Raw genomic sequence first — 17,303 nt, 5'->3', positions numbered from 1 at the left:
CGGAGACGGCGATGCCTTGCCCGCTGTCGGGCACGCATCGCATCACGAAGGCCCATCGGGCCGAGGAGCACCTCATGAATACCGCGATAGCCGAAACGAACATCGTCGATCACCCGGTCGTGTCCCGCGAACGATGGCTGGCCGCACGCAAGACTCTGCTGGCACGCGAGAAGGAACTGACCCGCCTGCAGGACGACATCGCGCGCGAACGCCGCGCCTTGCCATGGGTGCGGGTCGAGAAGGACTACGTCTTCGAAACCCTCGATGGGCCGCGTCGCCTCGCCGACCTGTTCGACGGACGCAGCCAGTTGCTGGTGCAGCACTTCATGTTCGCGCCGGGCTGGGAGCAGGGCTGCAAGAGCTGCTCCTACATGGCCGATCACAACGACGGCGCCAATCTTCATCTCGCCCAGCGCGATGTCACCTTGCTCGCGGTCTCGCGCGCGCCGCTGGCCGATATCGAACGTTTTCGTCGACGCATGGACTGGCGGTTCGGATGGGTGTCATCGCATGGCAGCGATTTCAACCGCGATTTCGGCGTGAGCTTCAGCCACGACGAGTTGTCCAGCGGCAAGGTCGACTACAACTACGTGCGCCAGCCGTTTCCGCACGAAGAGGCGCCCGGCATCAGCGTGTTCCATCGCGACGAAACGGGCGCGGTCTTCCACACCTACTCGCGTTACGGCCGCGGGGTGGAAACGATGATGCACACCTACGCGCTGCTGGAACTCACGCCCAAGGGCCGCGACGAGGACGGGCTGGATTACCCGATGGCATGGGTGCGCCATCACGATCGCTACGAACCGGCTGCGTCCGTGAGCACGGCGCCGACGACAGCCGCGTGCTGTTCGAAGGCATGAGTCCGCGGCGCCCTGGCGAGGACGGATCATGGACATCGGGTGGGCATGGCTGAGCATCGCCGGACTTGGCGCTTTGCATGGCGCGAGCCCGGCGAACGGCTGGATGTTCGCCGCCGCCTGCGGCGTGCATGCGCGCGACGACGCTCAGGCGCGACGCGCCTTGCTGCCGATCGCGATCGGCCATGCGGTCTCGGTCGCGATCGTGGTCTGCGCCGTCGCTCAGGGCATGTTGATGGATCGCGCATGGGTCCAGAGTGTGGCTGGCGCCTTGCTGATCGGCGTGGCGGTCCATCGCTGGCTGCGCGGCGCCGCGGCGAATACGGCAGGCGCGGCGCTTGCCGGTCGATTTCGTATCCGCACGCCCACCGGCCACATCGGCATCGCGCTGTGGTCGTGCCTGATGGCCACCGCGCACGGCGCCGGCTTGATGCTGGTGCCGGCTCTGGTGCCGATCTGCATGAGCGGCACGCCGGCGCGGGACATTACCGCGTCGGGCTCCCTCGTGCTCGGACTGGCCGCCGTCGGCGTGCATCTGGCGGCCATGCTGGTCACGACCGGCGCCATCGCGACCGGTGTGTGTCGCGGTATCGCGCTGCATCCGCGCTGGATGAGCGGACGCACGCCCGCTCGCGCATGGACGGCCGTGCAGGCCGTCACCGGTGTGGTGTTGATGCTGCGAGCGGGCTAAGCGGGCCGCTCGAGGCGATCACTCGCTTTTGGTTTTCTTCGCGACTTTTTTCGCGGCTTTTTTCGTGACTTTCTTCGCGGCGCTGGTGGCGCGGGGCTTGGCGCGCGCGGCGGTATTCAGCGCGACCGCGGCGCGGATCAGCGTCTTCAAGGCTTTCTCGTCGAGCTTGTCGCCTTCGTGGACATCGATGGCGCGCCGGGTGTTGCCGTCGAGGCTGGAGTTGAACAGCCCGGCCGGGTCGTCCAGCGACGCGCCCTTGGCGAAGGTCATCTTCACCGCGGCCTTGTAGGTCTCGCCAGTGCACACGATGCCGTCATGCGACCACACCGGCACCCCTCGCCATTTCACTTCCTCGATCACGTCGGGGTCGGCCTGCTTGATCAGCATGCGGATGCGCGCGAGGGTCTCGCCGCGCCAATCGCCCAGTTCCTGGATTTTCGCGTCTATCTGTTCGGACGCGGACGTTTGCGCGCCGGCGTCCGCGGTCTTGTCGAGCGTGGTCGTTTTCTTCATGGCGATGGCTTCGTTTGAGGAGGTGTCGGGTGCGACGGGAGGTTCCGGCGCGCACATGCTACGCATGCGTCCGGCCGGGGCCGCTCACATTTTCTCACCGGGCAGTTTCCGGGCCTGCTTCACCCAGGCGATGAACTGGGCTTCGTCGATCGGCTCGCGCTCGCGCACGTCGAGGTAGCGCGTGTGCGGAGTCCTGGATTCGCCCGGCGGCATGGGATCGAGCGAGGTGCCGCGGAAAAACGCCACTTTCACGTAATTCGTGAAGGTGTGCAGGCTGAGGAACCAGCCTTCGCCTTCGATGCCGTACAGCGGCGAGTTCCACTTGACCGCCTTGTAGACCTCGGGAACGGCCCGCTCGACCAGGGTGTCGATCTGGCGGCCGATCGCGCTTTTCCAGCCCGGCATCGCCGCGATGTAGGCCTGCACGGGCGCATCGCCATAGGCCTTGGCGATCTGCGGATTGCCGCCGGAGAGCAGGCGCGGCGTGGCGGTTTTTTCGGGCTGCGATTCGGCCGGCGCCTTGCGCGGTTTCGATGTTTTGGCGGCGGTTTTCTTCGCGACTTTCTTTACGACTTTTTTCGCGACTTTCTTCGCGGTGGTCTTGCCTGCGCTCTTCGCTGACGGTTTCGTTGTCTTGCCGGGCATGGTGTGTGCTCCAACGGACAGGTCCCTGTGCGGGCGATGATACCGATTCGCTGGGGGGGCTTCGACCGTTCGCAAATGGCGGCGGGGCATGTCTGGTTGCTGCGCCGGAAACGCGGCCGCATGGTTTCGCGGGTGGATGCGATGCGCGATGCGGGCGGCGCGGTGGGCGCGGTTGCGATGTCGCGGCTCGCGCCGCTCCTACAGGGGGTGTCGCGGCGGCGTCGCGATTGGGGGCGCTGGGTGCTTCGACAGTCCGCGCCGCAACAGGGATACTTGCGGCCGGTTTCAGCGTTCGATGGACGAAAGAGAACAGATCGAGCGGTTGCTGGCGCCACGATAAGGATCAATGCGGGTCTGCGCCCGCTCACGGAACAAGCGCGATCATGAGTGTGTACTGGAAAGACATCGAAACCGATGCGGGCCGCTGGTTCGGCCTGGCGCTGGAATGCCGCGAGGACGATGGCGGTCATCGCAAGCCGGCCTTGCGTCTGGAGAGCGGGCACAACGCTCGTATCCGCTTGGTGCAGGACCGAGCGGATGGCGGCGAACCGGTGACGCGGTTTTGGGCCACGCCGCTGAGCGACTATTACGGGGTTCATCTGTTGCGCAGCGATGCGCCGGTCGAGTCGCCGGTGCCTGCCTCGGCGCTGGATTCGGCAGTGGTCGAACGGCATGCCGCATTGCCGCAGCCGCAGCGGCTGGCGAGTTGGAGCCGCGTGTTCGCCCAGGCGTTGGGCGAAGGTCCCGCGTCGTTCCTGCATGCGGGCCCGTGGATGTTCATCGGCGCGCGTCCGCTTGCGGACGCCTGGAAGTTCGAGGCCGGAAAGCTGCGTCTGAATCATTGGCACTGGCCGATCAGCGGCGTGCGCGACGCGTTGCGTGCCGATCCGGTGTTCTTCATCGATTGGGGCGGCCAGCATCCCATCGATCAACTGTTGAATCTGCGCGCGCCGTCGCCGCCCGACGACGGCCGGGTCAAATGGTGGCGCAAGAAGGCGCGCGAAGGCGCGCTGCCGCCGATACTGCTGTGGCGGCTGGATTGCCTGCAGGCGTATGTGATCGTCGATGGCCATGATCGTCTGCAGGCGGCGTTGCTGGAAGATCGCCCGCCCGATTTCCTAGTGGCGTGTTCGGCCTACGAGTACCCGATCGCAGACGAGCCGATTACTCAGCAGGCGATACTCGCCTCGTTCCAACGGCATGCCGATGAGTTGGCGCTCGGGATACCCGGTCGCAAAGCGATCGCGACCGATTCGCTCAACACCACGCTTATCTCCGCCTTCGACGACCGTCCCATTGTGGTGCCGCGGACTTATGCCTGGGCCAGCCGGCGGCCGGAATCGCAGTGGTTAGCCGAGGTCGAAGCCCGGCTCGCGGAACTGGGGCGCAGCGAGTTGTTTTGCGAGTTCGACGAGCGGTACTGAGCGATGGCCGCCGGCGTGCGAGCCGGCTGAGCGAAGCACACGGCCGACGGTGCGCTTTTCAATGCGCACCGTCGGGTTCGGACCGAAGCGCGATCTGCTTGCAAGCCCGCACGCTCCGAAAGCATCGACGCTTAGCGCGCTATCGCTCGATTTTGTCGATCGCGTCGCATCCCACCTCATCGCGTCAAAACGCGATCCACGGCCTCGTCGCGCTGCCCGCATCGGCCTTGCCCGGTATGCAGTAGTGGGTGATGTAGGCCATCGGGATCACGGTGAGGAAGGCGGCTTCCACGCCGGGGTTGACCGGGCCGCCGGAGATGCCGAACAGGGTCGAGGTGGCCAGGGTGGCGCCGTCGAAGAACACATTGGCCTTGGTCGCCGACGCCAGTTGCGTGTCGGCGTTGACCGCCGTGACCGCGCCCTGGCCCAGGGCCTGGACGTTGAGATTGAACTGCATCTGATAGACGTAGCCCGTTGGATACCCGCCGGAGTCGATGGTGGTGTCGGTCGACAGGTGGATGGTGCGACGGGTTTTTTCCGCCTTGATGTTGCGCAACACGTCGATCAGGCTGACGTTGGACGTGGTCAGCAGCGCCTGCAGGCTGGTCTGGTCGGCCGGCGGCGGCAGGGCCGGGACCGGGCCGCGCGGCACGATGCAGCGGTTGATGACTTCGCGTCCGGTCGCCAGCGGCGTGATCACCCACGGCTGGAATCCGCCGGCGCCGCGGATGCTGTTGGCGGCGGTGGGCGGATCGGCCGGGTTGAGCGGATCGGGTGGCCGCGAATCGCCGCGGTACAAAGTGATGGGCATGTTGGAACTCCTGATGGATGCGATGTCCCGAAACCTGCAGGACGTGTGCGCGGATGCGCAACGCGCGGCGTTGCGGGCGGCTGGGAGGGAACGTGTGCGCGGCCACGGCGTCGCCGATCGCGTCGATCGCGCGCGCATTCGTGTCATGCACGAGAGTTCAAACGTCGCGATCGCGACGTCGTGAAGTGGGTTGAACGAACCTGCACTCGCTGTCGGAGGACCGAGTTCAACCTGGATCGGCGCCGGCTGCTGGACTCACGACCGCAGGCGCGAGCCGTAGGCCGTCGCGTTGTCTACGCGCAATGCCTTCATCGATGATCGCGGCCGCGTCCGCAGCGATGCATGTGAGCGCCGATCATGCTGGCGCAAGCGAGACTCGCCCCATTGCCGCCGATCGATGCCGAGGCGTCAGCCGATGGCGTGCTCGCCACCCAATCCGGTCACAGTCGCTTCTGCGCCCGGCAGTAATCGCGCAGGTCGTCCGGCGCCAGCCCCGGCGCGAACAGGAAGCCCTGGCCGATCAGCACGCCGAGCTCGCGCAGGAACACGCGCTGGCGTTCGGTTTCCACGCCCTCGGCGACCATGCCCAGGCCCAGGCTGCGGGCGATGCCGGTGACGGCCTGGCAGACCGCGACGTCGGACTGGTTGTCGGGCACGCCCTGCACGAACAACTGGCTGAGCTTGAGGCCGTGGATCGGCAGGCGGCGCAGATAGTTCAGGGCGCTGTAGCCTTCGCCGAAATCGTCGATCGACAGGCTGACCCCGAGTTCGCGCAGGCGGGTGAAGGTGCGCACGGTGTCGGGCGCGTCCTCGATCAACACCCGCTCGGTGAATTCCAGCTCCAGCGCGCTGCCGGGCAGGCCGTATTCGGCCAGGGCGGCACCGACGTTGTTGGCCAGATCGTCGCCGAGGAACTGGCGGTAGGACACGTTGACCGCGACGCGTTCGATTTGCAGGCCCTCGTCGCGCCAGGCGCGCAGTTGCCGGCAGGCTTCGTGCAGGACCCAGCCGCCGATGCCGACGATGTCGCCGGTGGTTTCGGCATGGTCGATGAAACGGTCCGGGCGCATTTCGCCGAGCGAGCGGTTGCGCCAGCGGATCAGCGCTTCGATCGCCACCACCCGGCCGTCGCTGAGATCGACCTGCGGCTGATAGACCAGATGGAATTCGTCGTTGTGGACCGCGCGGCGCAGATGGGTTTCCAGTTGCAGGCGGTGCAATTGCTGTTCGGCCAGTTCCGGGGTGAACGCCTGCCAGCTGTTGCGGCCGCGGCGCTTGCTGTCGTACATGGCCACGTCGGCGCTCTGGATCAGCTGCTGCGCGGTGCGGCCGTCGAGCGGCGCCTGGGCGATGCCGATGCTGGCGGTGATGCTGAATTCCTCGCCGTCGACGCGGAAGCTGTCGCCGAAGATCTCCAGGATCGCGTCGGCGAGGCGTTCGCCGCGCAGGGGATCGTCGTCGAGCGAGCACACCAGCAGGAATTCGTCGCCGCCGAAGCGCGCGATCAAGGCCTGATCGCCGGCGGCCAGGCGGATGCGGCGCGCGGCCGAGGCCAGCAGGCGGTCGCCGGCGGCGTGGCCGAGCACGTCGTTGACCACCTTGAAGCGGTCCAGGTCGATGTACAGCACCGCCAGCGGCGAGTGCGGGTAGATGTCCAGGCGGCGTTCGAGTTCGGCCTGGACCGCGTCGCGGTTGAGCAGGCCGGTAAGCGGATCGCTGCGCGCCTGGATGCGCAGTTGCTCTTCTTCGTGCTTGCGTTCGGTGATGTCCTGCAAGGTGCCGGTGAGCACCTGCCGGACCGGATCGGCGGCGCTGGCGTCGCCGATCGCGCGGACCCAGAAACCGCTGCCGTCCGCGCGCATGCCCTGCAGTTCCATGTCGATGCCGCGGCCGCCGGCCAGGGTGCGTTCGAGCGCGTTGCGCAGGCGGTGGCGATCGAGCGGCAGCAGGCATTCGAGCAGGTCGTCGATCTGCTCGGGTTCGGCTTCGCGGCCGATGATGCGCGCGGCTTCGAAGGTCAGGTACAGGCGATCGCGGCCGGCGTCCCATTCCCAGCCGCCGATGTGGGCCAGGGCCTGGGCGCGGTCGAACAGGGCGCTGTCGCGCTTGAGCGCGGTGACGTTGGAGAACAGCGCGAACACCTGGTGCGGGCGGTCGCCGCCGGGCGGGAACTGCGGCACCGCGGTGACCGCGAGCCAGATCAGTTCGCGGCGCTCGCGGTGATACAGACCCAGCACGGTGCTGTCGACCACGCAACCGGTGGTCAGCGCGATCTGCGAGGGGTATTGGTCGGTGGCCAGTTCGTGGCCGCGTTCGTCGACCAGCAGCCAGTCGCCCGAGCTGAGTTCGTCGGCGATGCTCATGCCGCTGTGCAGCGACAGCAGGCGCATCGCCGCGCTGTTGGCGTAGATGATCCGCAGCGAGTGGTCCTGCACGATCACGCCGCGATCGATCGATTCGACCAGTTCGCGGAAACGCATCTCGGTGTCGGCGCGGCTGCTGAGGTCGCGCGCGACCGCGATGATCCGGCGCTGGCCGTCGTGTTCGAAACCGGCCGAATGCACTTCGACCGGGAAGCGGGTGCCGTCGCCGCGCTTGTTGGTGACCTCGATGATGTAGCTCTCGCCGCGGTTCAAGGTTTCCCACACCGGCGCGAGGTGCTCGCGCGGCAGTTCGGGATTGAGCACGTGGATCGGCTGGCCGACGATTTCCTCGCGCACTCGCCGGTGCGCGCGGGTGCCTTCGCGGTTGATCTCGATCACGGTGCCGACTTCGTCGAGCACGGTGACCAGGTCGGGAATCGCGTCGAAGGCGGCGCGGTACAGCGAGTCGTCGCTGCGGCGCAGCGCGTCGATCGCGTCGGTCAAGGTCGCGCGCAGGCTGTCGCTGAGGCCGGGTTCGTCGAGCGCGCGCCGCAGCGCCGCGATCGTTGCGTCCGTCGAGCCCGTCGCCGCCTCGGTGGCGGGCGGGGGCGGGCGATCGGCGGGCGCGTCGGCGTTCACGCGGCCGCCAGCGCCTTGCCGACCTTGCTGCCGGTTTCGCGTCCGAGCAGGCCGGCGAGCCAGCGGCCGGTGTCGGCCAGCGCGTTCAAGTCCACCCCGGTCTCGATGCCCAGGCCGTGCAGCATGTAGACCACGTCCTCGCTGGCGACGTTGCCGCTGGCGCCCTTGGCGTAAGGGCAGCCGCCGGTGCCGGAGACGGCCGAATCGACCACCGCCACGCCTTCTTCCAGGCAGGCGAGGATGTTCGACAGGGCCTGGCCGTAGGTGTCGTGGAAATGCACCGCCAGCGCCGCGACCGGCACCTCGGAGGCGACCGCCTTGAACATCGCGCGCGCCTTGCCCGGCGTGCCCACGCCGATGGTGTCGCCTAGCGAAACCTCGTAGCAGCCCATCGCGTGCAGCGCCTTGGCCACCCGCACCACATCGGCGACCGGCACTTCGCCTTGGTACGGGCAACCGAGCACGGTGGACACATAACCGCGCACCGCCACGCCGTCGGCCTGGGCCCGCGCCATCACCGGCGCGAACCGCGCCAGCGACTCGTCGATGCTGGCGTTGATGTTGGTGCGGTTGAACGCTTCGGATGCGGCGGTGAACACCGCGATCTCCTCGACCCCGACCGCGCGCGCGCGCTCGTAGCCTTGTTCGTTGGGCACCAGCACCGGGTAATGCACGCCGGGCCGGCGCGCGATGCCGGCGAAGACTTCGGCCGCGTCGGCCAGTTGCGGCACCCACTTCGGGCTGACGAAACTCGTCGCTTCGATGCTGCGCAGCCCGGTCGCCGACAGCCGGTCGATCAGCGCGATCTTGTCGGCGGTGGCGATCTGCGATTTCTCGTTCTGCAGTCCGTCGCGCGGACCGACTTCGACGATGCGTACGGAAGCGGCTTGAGTCATCTGGAATCCTTGCTTGCGGGGGCTGCGCTTGCAGGGGCGGCGCGCTGCAGCACGATCGCCTCCTTTTGGGTGTCGTACAACACCGCGCCGTGTTGCGACAGCGCGGCGCCGATGTCCTGCGCCGACCCTTCGATCAGCGCGAATTTCTCGTCGAGTTTACGCCCGCTCAGGGTGCCGGCCGCTATCGCCTCCAGCGCGCGCTGGGAATCGGGCAGCCAGGCCCGGGCCCGGCCGTCGTCGATACGGTACAGGATCAGGAACACCGAGCCGGCCGGCGTGCCTTTGATCAGCGCATCGCCCGGCGCGCCGATCGCGCGCTGGGCGACGGACGGCGGCACCACGATGTAGCGGTCGCGGCCCAGGACGAAGCCGGTCAGGTCCAGCGCCATGGTCTGCTCGCCCATGTTCGGCCAGTCCTCGGTGTGGCAGCGCGCGTCGATGTGGATGGTCTTGGCGACGCCGTCGGCCTTGAGCTTCCAGGTGCCGGGCAGGTCGGGGTCGCAGGCGAGTTCCTCGACCGGGGCGCGTTCGAAGGCGACGCAGCCGCTCAGCGCGGCCAGCGCTACGACGAGCGCGGCGCGCAGCAGGCGGGCGGGCCTGGGCAGGCCGCGGTTGCCCTGGCGGGGGCCGGGCGCCGGGACGCAAGGATCGGCGAGGCGGGCGGCGGCGATGGAGAGGCGGAGATCCGGCAGGGTCATGGCAGCCTCTTAGCGCGCAGCAGGGGATATACGCTTGAAACGGTAAAGGGTACTGCGACCGGGCGCCTCGAACAGTTGCGGATGATCGCGCAATTGCCGGGCAATCGCGCGGCGGTCGCCGGTCAGGAAGTCCGGCGCGTCCGCTTCGGCGGTCCCGTCGCGGGCGTTGCGCTCGGTCACCACTTGCCTGAGTTGATCGGGATTGCCCACGTCGACGGTCAGGAACCCGGGGTCGGCCTGATAGCGCAGCAGGCTCACGGTGTGCGGGAATTCCGCGTTGAGCCTGTCGTCGGCCACGTCCCGCGCACCTTGTTTGCCGGCCAGCAGCACCGCGACGTCGGCGAAGGACAGGCCCAGATAGCGATGGCCGTCGACCTTGAACACCTGCAACTGGACTTGGCGCGGTTCGAATCGGGGCGGCAGATGAGCGCGGCACTGCGCATCGATGCGCAGGCGGCGTTCGTCGTCCTGGCTGAAATCGCCATCCTCGGCGTCCGCCGTGGACGCGCCGAGAATGCCCTCGCCCTCGATCAGGCCCCAGTCGCCGACCAGGGCGCGATCGCAGGGCAGGGCGGCCGACGGCGGATTTTCGGCGATCAGGCAGCCGCCGAGCGAGGCGGACAGGACGACGGCCGCGGTCAGTGCGCGCAAGCGGGCGATCGGGTGGACGTAGGCAGGCATGCAGAGTCTCGGTAAAAAGATGGCGGCTCGCGACGGGCGTTCAAGCCGCATCGCGGTCGTAAACGGGTGCGCGGCGTTGCGCGGATCGGTGCGATCGCGCAAGCCGGCTCGGTGGGCGCGCTACAGATTCGTGTTCGATGCGCTAGCGGTTTGCGCGCGGCGATGGTTTCGTCGCCGGCTTGCGCGGTGGCGCAGGCGGCGTCTTGCCGTCGCGGCGCAGGATGACGCCCGGCGTGGCGAAGAACAGGTCCTTGCGCGAGGCCAACAGCGCGTCTATCTGCCGGCTGCTGCCTTTCACCGCTGCGCCGATCTGCGGCTCTTCGTCGTTCGCTTTCGTTTCGCGTAGCAACGCGTCGAGTTGCTTGACTGATGCGATCTTGCGGTCTTCGACCCCGAACTCGGTGTTCTCGACGCTGCCGGGTAGCGTTCCCTCGGCGATCAACCGCGCCACGCGCACGGTGTCGATGCTGTGGATGGCGATCCGGTCCGGAGCGACGGCATAACGCAGGATCATGTAACCGTCTTGCCGCGGTTCGCGGTCGTCTTCCGAGTCGTCGTCCTGCATGCGCCGGCACGACGCCGGTTGCGTCGCGGGCGTGGCCTGGGTCGCGACGATGTAGCCGCCGGCAGCATCGGGCAAGTACGAGAACCGGTAGCCGATCAGATCGGAAGGGCACTGGCCGGTGTCGCGCCGGATCAAGCCGCAATCCTTGGGCAGGATGCTGATCCGATCGGTGTCTTCATGTCCCCGCCTGGGTTCGCGCGCGTCGCGTTCCGTCCATTCGCCGCTGAGCCATTGGCCGACCAGGCGAGGGTCGCAGGCGACCTGGGTGCCGCTCGGCGGCGATTCGAACGTGGTGGTGCTGCATCCGCTCAGCAGGGCCAGCGCGAGGCCGGCGGCGAACAGCTTTCGTACTTGCGACGATAGCGCGCATGAACGCATGGGACGTCCCTCCATAGAACACACAGACCAGGGGCCGCCATGGTTCGGCGGCCGAGGAATCCGGCGCTCCCAGCCGGGATTGAAGCGTTTGCGCGAGCATTATTCGGCGCGGATGGGGGTTGCGGTCAAGCGGGTGGGGTTGCGTCGGTCTTTCGAGGCGGCCGCCGTTCCCGCGAAGGCGGGCTCTGCTTTACTTCGGCGCAGTCGAATATCTAGAGACTTCAGCGTGATCTTTCAGGTCGTCATTCCCGCGAACGCGGGAATGACGGTAGGAAAGGACGTGCAGATCTTGAAGTTGCGATCTAAGCCATTCGTCTCACTGCCGACGGCGCAACCCTGCGCGCAGACCGCCACAGCGGTCCGCGCGTGCGTTCGCAAACTCAAACAATCTCCAACGTCACCAACACCGCATCAGCCTCGACAAAATCCCCAGCCGCCGCGCGCACTTCCGCGATCGTCCCCGCGCGCGGCGCCTTCAGGCTCAGCTCCATCTTCATCGCCTCGATCACCATCACCTCCTGGCCGGCTTCGACGCTGTCGCCGGGCGCGGCCTTGACCACGACCACGCGGCCGGGCATCGGCGCGTTGACGTGGTTGCCCGAGCCGGCGGCCGCGCTTTGCTGGTGGTGGTACCTCGGCACCGCGTCCAGGCGCAGGCGGCGTTCGCCGTCATGCATGACCACGCGGGTGCCGTCGCCGAGCGCGCTCAGCCGGCGCGCGCGGCCGTCGATGCGCAGGCTCAGTTCGCTGCCGCGCAGGCGCGCGCCGTTGACCACGTAAGCGGCTTCGGACTGCGCCGGGATTTCGATCCGGTATTCGCCGCCGCTGCCCTGCGCCTGCAGTTCCAGGCGTTCGTCGCGACGCACGAAGGCCAGGCTGCGGCGGCCGCCGTGGCCCAGGCGCCAACCGTCGGCGATCGCCCACGGCGAGCTCGGGTCGTTCGACGCCGATGCCGCTTCGCGGGTGCGTTGTTCCTGGCTCAGCAGTTCGGCCACGGTCGCGCCGATCAGCAGGTCGCGATCGCCGTCGTCGTCGTCGCCCTTCGCCGCCGGCATGAACTCGTCGAGATGGCGATCCAGATAGCCGGTGTCGATCGTGCCGCCGACCACCGCCGGATGACGCGCGAGGCGTTCGAGAAATTCGATATTGGATTTCGGCCCGACGATCTCGCACTGCGCCAGCGCCGCGCGCAAACGCGCCAGCGCGCGCGGACGATCGAGGTCGAACACGATCAGCTTGGCGATCATCGGGTCGTAGAAGATCGTCACCGTGTCGCCTTCGATCACGCCCGAATCCAGGCGCACGTGCGCATCGGCCTGCGGCAGGCGCAGGCGTTCGAGCTTGCCCGAGCCGGGCAGGAACCCGGCTTCCGGATCTTCGGCGTACAGCCGCACTTCGATCGCGTGACCGCGCTGGACGATCGCGTCCTGCGGCTGCGGCAAGGGCTCGCCGGCGGCGACGCGCAGCTGCCATTCGACCAGGTCCAGGCCGGTGACCAGTTCGGTGACCGGATGCTCGACCTGCAGGCGCGTGTTGATCTCCATGAAATAGAAACCGCCGTCCTGGCCGACGATGAACTCGACCGTGCCGGCGTTGACGTAATCGATCGCGTGGCCGGCCATCACCGCCGCCGCGCCCATCTGCGCGCGCTGCTGCGGGCTCAGGAACGGCGAGGGCGATTCTTCCAGCACCTTCTGATAGCGGCGCTGGGCCGAGCATTCGCGCTCGTTGAGGTGGATCACCTGGCCGTTGGCGTCGCCGAAGATCTGGATTTCGATATGGCGCGGTTGTTCGACATAGCGCTCCAGCAGAACGCGGTCGCGACCGAAGGCGTTGCGCGCTTCGCGCTGGCAGCTTTCCAGATTGGCGAGGAAGTCGCCGCTGTCGCGCACGATCCGCATGCCCTTGCCGCCGCCGCCGTGCGCGGCCTTGATCATCAGCGGATAACCGATGCGATCGGCTTCGCGGTGCAGATGGGCCGGGTCCTGATCTTCGCCGGTGTAACCGGGCACCACCGGCACGCCGGCGGCCTGCATCAGTTCCTTGGCCCCGGCCTTGCTGCCCATCTTGCGCATCGACGCGGCTTTCGGGCCGATGAAGGCGATGCCCGCGGCTTCGACCGCGTCGGCGAAATCGGCGTTCTCGCTGAGGAAGCCGTAACCGGGATGGATCGCCTGCGCGCCGCTGCGCCGCGCCACTTCGATGATCGCGTCGCCGCGCAGGTAGCTGTCGGCCGGACGCGGCCCGCCGATCGGGTAGGCCTCGTCGGCCTGGCGCACGTGCTGGGCATCGGCGTCGGCTTCGGAATAGACCGCGACGGTGCGGATGCCGAGCTTGCGGCAGGTGCGGATGACGCGACAGGCGATCTCGCCGCGGTTGGCGATCAGGATCTTTTCGAACATGTCAGGTCGGGTCGCAAGTCAGTCGCGCCGGGGCGCGGTGGAAGGAGGTGCGGACCGCGGAACGGCGCGCGCGATAAGCGGATTCTCGCCGAAATCAGTGGGGTTTGTAGCGCGTGGCGGTCGCGGAATCGGTTTGCGGCACGCCGCGGAGCATCGATCGTGCTTTTTTGGTGCGCATCGTCGCGGCCGCCGCGAGCGATGTCACGCGGCTGGGCCGCGGTATACCGCTTCGACGTTGTTGCCGTCGGGATCGAGCACGAACGCGCCGAAATAACCAGGCGCGTAGTGTTCGCGCGGACCCGGCGCGCCGTTGTCGCGCCCGCCCGCGGCCAGGGCGGCGGCGTGGAAGGCTTCGACCTGCTCGGCGCTTTGCGCGCGCAAGGCGACGTGCAGGCCGCGCGAGGTGACCTCGCCGGTGCCGATCCAGAACGCGGGTTGCCCGGCCGGGCCGAAGGCGTGGCCTTCGTAACCGCCGGTCTGTTCCTTGCCGATCGACATCACCAGGCCGTAGCCGAGCGGGGCCAGGGCGTGCAGATAGAAATCGTGGCTGCGTTGCAGATCGGAAACGGCGAAACCCATATGGTCGAACATGGCGTACACCTTGCGAAAGCGGCGGGGCAGGGCGCGCCCGCGCGAGCGGGCGTGGCGGACGATTTAGACGGACGACGGCGATGGGATCAGGGGCACCAGGCGGGTTTGCGCTTGTCCAGGAACGCCGACAGGCCTTCCTGGCCTTCGGCAGACACGCGCAGGCCGGCGATCAGCGCGGCGTTGTCGGCGTCCAGGCGCGCACCGTCGCGTTCGCCGGCGACCCGGCGCACCAGCGTCTTGGCCTGCGCGGCCGCAAGCGGGCCGGCCTTGAGCAGCAGGCCGATCTGCCGGTCGATCGCGGCATCGAGCTGATCGGCGGCGACGACCTCGTGCAGCAGGCCGATGCGCAGCGCGGTGGCGGCGTCGAAGATTTCCGCGGTCGCGAACCAGCGCCGCGACTCGCGCGCGCCGATCGCCTCGATCACGTACGGCGAGATCACCGCTGGCAACAGGCCGAGCTTGCTTTCGGTCAGGCCGAACTTGGCCTCCGGCGCGGCGATGGCGATGTCGCAGCAGGCGACCAGGCCGACCCCGCCGCCGAACGCCGCGCCCTGGACCCGGGCCAGGGTCGGCTTGGGCAGTTCGTTGAGCGTGCGCATCAACCGCGCCAGCGCCAGCGCGTCCTCGCGGTTGGCGTCCTCGCCGGCCTGGGCCATGCCGCGCATCCAGTTAAGATCGGCGCCGGCCGAGAACGAGGCGCCTTCGCCCTCGATCACCACCACCCGCACACTGTCGTCGGCGGCGACCGCGTCCAGGGCGCCGGTCAGCGCGGCGATCAGCATGGCGTCGAACGCGTTGTGCAATTCGGGGCGGTTCAGGCGCAGGCGGGCGACAGGCCCTTCGCGCAGGCTCAGCAGCGGGTGGCTCATCAGGAAGGGGGAGTTTGTGGGAGTTGGCGAATCATAGCGTTGCCCCCATCGCATCCGCCCCTGTACGGCGGTCGGTGCTAGAATGAGAACAATTCCCATTTGGGACGCCACCCTTCGTGGAAGCCGCCTCTTGAAGCTGTCCGAACTGCCGCGCCGCACCGCCGCCACGGTCGAGACCGTCGATGACCACACGTCCAACGACACCATCGCAAGACGCCTGCGCGAATTGGGTTTCGTCGCCGGCGAGCGGGTCGAAGTGATGGCCGCCGGTCCGATCTCCGCCGAACCGTTGCTGGTGCAGATCGGCTACACCCGCTTCGCTTTGCGCCGCAGCGAAGCCGCGCGCGTTCAAGTACGACTGATCGAGGAGTCCGCATGAGCGCCGCCGCCCCCGCTGTCGCCGGTCCGTCGAACACCGCCGCGCAGCCGATGCGCGTGGCCCTGGTCGGCAATCCCAATTGCGGCAAGACCGCCTTGTTCAATCTGCTGACCGGCAGCCGGCAGAAGGTCGCCAATTACGCCGGCGTCACCGTCGAGCGCAAGGAGGGCCGGCTGCATGCGCCGTCGGGACGCAGCTACGCGGTGCTGGATCTGCCCGGCGCTTACAGCCTGAGCGCGGCCAGCCTGGACGAAGCGGTGACCCGCGACGTGCTGCGCGGCTTCTATCCCGGCGAACGCGCGCCCGACGTGCTGCTGTGCGTGGTCGACGCGACCAACCTGCGCCTGCATCTGCGTTTCGCCCTGGAACTGCGCCAGCTCGGCCGGCCGATGGTGATCGCGGTCAATATGATGGACGCGGCCAAGCGTCGCGGCATCGACATCGACCTGGTCGCGCTGGAGCGCGAACTCGGCGTGCCGGTGGTGGCGACCGTCGCGGTCAAGCGCAACGGCGCGCGGGCGCTGGTCGCGATGCTCGACCGCATCGCGGTGGCGCCGCGCGAACCGCACGAGCCGACCGTGCAGCTGAGCGAAGGCGCCGACTTGCACGCCGAGACCCGGCGCCTGCTCGAACTCACCGTCACCATGCCGACGCGCACGGCGAAGATCGACGACGCGCTCGATCGCTGGCTGCTGCATCCGGTGCTCGGCCTGATGTCGCTGGCGCTGGTGATGTTCCTGATCTTCCAGGCGGTATACGCCTGGGCGACGCCGCTGATGGACGGGATCGAGGCGATCACCGCGTGGTTCGGCGGCTGGGTCGGCGCCAACATGCCCGACGGGCCGCTGCGCAGCCTGATGGTCGACGGCATCATCGCCGGCCTCGGCGGGGTGGTGGTGTTCCTGCCGCAGATCCTGATCCTGTTCGCCTTCATCCTGGCGCTGGAGGAATCGGGCTATCTGCCGCGCGCGGCGTTCCTGCTCGACCGGATGATGGCCGGCGCCGGGCTGTCGGGCCGCTCGTTCATTCCGCTGCTGTCGAGTTTCGCCTGCGCGATTCCCGGGATCATGGCGACCCGTTCGATCCAGGACCCGCGCGACCGACTGGCTACGATCATGGTCGCGCCGCTGATGACCTGTTCGGCGCGTCTGCCGGTGTATGCCTTGCTGATCGGCGCGTTCATTCCGCAGCAAAAGGTCTGGGGCCTGCTGAACCTGCAAGGCCTGGTGCTGTTCGCGCTGTACATGGCCGGCATCCTCAGCGCGTTGATGGTGTCGTGGGTGATGAAGAAGTGGCGTCGCGACAAGAGCGAGCATGCGCTGCTGCTGGAGCTGCCCTCGTACCGCATCCCGCATCCGCGCGATCTGCTGATCGGCCTGTGGGAACGCGCGTGGATCTTCCTGCGCCGGGTCGGCGGCATCATCCTGGCGCTGACCGTGCTGCTGTGGTTCCTGCTGTCGTTCCCGGGCGCGCCCGAAGGCGCGACTTTGCCGGCGATCGATTACAGCTTCGCCGGCCGCATCGGCCATGCGATGACCACGGTGTTCGCGCCGATCGGTTTCAACTGGCAGATCTGCATCGCGCTGATCCCCGGGCTGGCCGCGCGCGAAGTCGCGGTGGCCTCGCTGGCGACGGTGTATGCGCTGTCGGCGGCCGACGACGAAGCCGCCGCGCAGGCGCTGACCCCGATCATCACCGACGGCTGGTCGCTGGCGACCGCGCTGTCGCTGCTGGTGTGGTTCATCTATGCGCCGCAGTGCATCTCGACCCTGGCCACGATCCGGCGCGAAACCAATTCGTGGAAGCAGGTCGGGATCAGCGCCGGCTACCTGTTCGCGCTGGCGTATCTGGCTTCGCTGCTGACCTATCAGGTCGCCGTCGCGCTGGGCGCGGGCTGATCG

The 17,303-nt window shown here is 68.0% G+C and carries 17 protein-coding genes; 6 read left to right on the top strand and 11 right to left on the bottom strand.

Annotated elements, in window-relative coordinates; all coding sequences use genetic code 11:
• Positions 1–74: 74 nt before the first annotated feature.
• Both IEQ11_RS14715 and IEQ11_RS14710 read left to right on the top strand, forming a co-directional pair.
• Positions 75–860 carry a DUF899 domain-containing protein gene (locus tag IEQ11_RS14715; RefSeq protein ID WP_191820817.1) on the top strand — a complete coding sequence of 262 codons (786 nt, stop codon included), beginning with the start codon at positions 75–77 and terminating at the stop codon, positions 858–860.
• A 103-nt stretch (positions 861–963) separates the two neighbouring features.
• A complete protein-coding gene (locus IEQ11_RS14710; RefSeq protein ID WP_191820818.1) occupies positions 964–1,548 on the top strand; it encodes a hypothetical protein in 585 nt (194 codons plus the stop codon).
• 18 nt (positions 1,549–1,566) lie between these two features.
• On the opposite strand, the gene IEQ11_RS14705 is transcribed toward IEQ11_RS14710, so the two are convergent.
• Together IEQ11_RS14705 and IEQ11_RS14700 are read right to left on the bottom strand one after the other, a co-directional pair.
• Positions 1,567–2,061 carry a DUF1801 domain-containing protein gene (locus IEQ11_RS14705; RefSeq protein ID WP_191820819.1) on the bottom strand — a complete coding sequence of 165 codons (495 nt, stop codon included), beginning with the start codon at positions 2,059–2,061 and terminating at the stop codon, positions 1,567–1,569.
• Positions 2,062–2,145: 84 nt separating this feature from the next.
• Positions 2,146–2,796, bottom strand: coding sequence for a DUF1801 domain-containing protein (locus tag IEQ11_RS14700; RefSeq protein WP_228464427.1), 651 nt, complete (start codon positions 2,794–2,796; stop codon positions 2,146–2,148).
• A gap of 293 nt (positions 2,797–3,089) precedes the next feature.
• Here IEQ11_RS14700 and IEQ11_RS14695 point away from each other — a divergent pair, with 293 nt between their 5' ends.
• Entirely contained in the window at positions 3,090–4,130 is a 1,041-nt protein-coding gene (locus IEQ11_RS14695; protein ID WP_191820820.1) for a hypothetical protein, read from the top strand.
• Between the two features lie 184 nt (positions 4,131–4,314).
• Here the strand turns inward: IEQ11_RS14695 and IEQ11_RS14690 are convergent, their stop codons facing one another.
• Positions 4,315–4,941, bottom strand: coding sequence for a hypothetical protein (locus IEQ11_RS14690; protein ID WP_191820821.1), 627 nt, complete (start codon positions 4,939–4,941; stop codon positions 4,315–4,317).
• Here IEQ11_RS14690 and IEQ11_RS14685 point away from each other — a divergent pair.
• Positions 4,940–5,125: a hypothetical protein gene (locus IEQ11_RS14685; RefSeq protein WP_191820822.1), complete on the top strand. Its 186-nt coding sequence runs from the start codon at positions 4,940–4,942 to the stop codon at positions 5,123–5,125. The two genes, IEQ11_RS14690 and IEQ11_RS14685, sit on opposite strands and share 2 nt — an antisense overlap.
• A 256-nt stretch (positions 5,126–5,381) precedes the next feature.
• On the opposite strand, the gene IEQ11_RS14680 is transcribed toward IEQ11_RS14685, so the two are convergent.
• The 8 genes from IEQ11_RS14680 to IEQ11_RS14645 all read right to left on the bottom strand — a co-directional run bounded on the left by IEQ11_RS14680 (position 5,382) and on the right by IEQ11_RS14645 (position 15,023).
• Positions 5,382–7,943 (bottom strand): sensor domain-containing protein, encoded by a 2,562-nt coding sequence (locus IEQ11_RS14680; RefSeq protein ID WP_191820823.1) that lies wholly within the window; start codon positions 7,941–7,943, stop codon positions 5,382–5,384.
• Complete coding sequence (locus IEQ11_RS14675; protein WP_036108398.1) at positions 7,940–8,839, bottom strand: hydroxymethylglutaryl-CoA lyase; 900 nt, start codon at positions 8,837–8,839, stop codon at positions 7,940–7,942. The genes IEQ11_RS14680 and IEQ11_RS14675 overlap by 4 nt, the downstream gene beginning before the upstream one ends.
• Positions 8,836–9,537, bottom strand: coding sequence for a hypothetical protein (locus tag IEQ11_RS14670; RefSeq protein ID WP_191820824.1), 702 nt, complete (start codon positions 9,535–9,537; stop codon positions 8,836–8,838). The genes IEQ11_RS14675 and IEQ11_RS14670 overlap by 4 nt, the downstream gene beginning before the upstream one ends.
• Before the next feature lie 9 nt (positions 9,538–9,546).
• Entirely contained in the window at positions 9,547–10,320 is a 774-nt protein-coding gene (locus IEQ11_RS14665) for a hypothetical protein (RefSeq protein WP_191820825.1), read from the bottom strand.
• 40 nt (positions 10,321–10,360) lie between these two features.
• Positions 10,361–11,161: a hypothetical protein gene (locus tag IEQ11_RS14660; RefSeq protein ID WP_191820826.1), complete on the bottom strand. Its 801-nt coding sequence runs from the start codon at positions 11,159–11,161 to the stop codon at positions 10,361–10,363.
• A 380-nt stretch (positions 11,162–11,541) separates the two neighbouring features.
• The gene (locus IEQ11_RS14655; protein ID WP_191820827.1) at positions 11,542–13,563 is read right to left on the bottom strand and encodes an acetyl/propionyl/methylcrotonyl-CoA carboxylase subunit alpha; all 2,022 of its coding nucleotides are present in this window, start codon (positions 13,561–13,563) and stop codon (positions 11,542–11,544) included.
• A gap of 201 nt (positions 13,564–13,764) precedes the next feature.
• Positions 13,765–14,154 (bottom strand): VOC family protein, encoded by a 390-nt coding sequence (locus tag IEQ11_RS14650; protein WP_191820828.1) that lies wholly within the window; start codon positions 14,152–14,154, stop codon positions 13,765–13,767.
• Between the two features lie 86 nt (positions 14,155–14,240).
• Entirely contained in the window at positions 14,241–15,023 is a 783-nt protein-coding gene (locus IEQ11_RS14645; RefSeq protein ID WP_036108416.1) for an enoyl-CoA hydratase-related protein, read from the bottom strand.
• Between the two features lie 130 nt (positions 15,024–15,153).
• On the opposite strand from IEQ11_RS14645, the gene IEQ11_RS14640 reads away from it, so the two are divergent.
• Together IEQ11_RS14640 and feoB are read left to right on the top strand one after the other, a co-directional pair.
• The gene (locus tag IEQ11_RS14640; RefSeq protein WP_046656967.1) at positions 15,154–15,402 is read left to right on the top strand and encodes a FeoA family protein; all 249 of its coding nucleotides are present in this window, start codon (positions 15,154–15,156) and stop codon (positions 15,400–15,402) included.
• A complete protein-coding gene (feoB, locus tag IEQ11_RS14635; RefSeq protein ID WP_191820829.1) occupies positions 15,399–17,300 on the top strand; it encodes a ferrous iron transporter B in 1,902 nt (633 codons plus the stop codon). Before IEQ11_RS14640 ends, feoB begins: the two co-directional genes overlap by 4 nt.
• The last annotated feature ends 3 nt before the right edge of the window (positions 17,301–17,303 follow it).

The sequence above is a fragment of the Lysobacter capsici genome, from assembly GCF_014779555.2.
In the GTDB taxonomy this organism is placed as follows: Bacteria; Pseudomonadota; Gammaproteobacteria; order Xanthomonadales; family Xanthomonadaceae; genus Lysobacter; species Lysobacter capsici.
Note: the sequence above shows the minus strand (reverse complement) of the source record. Positions and strands in the feature narration are given on the sequence as shown.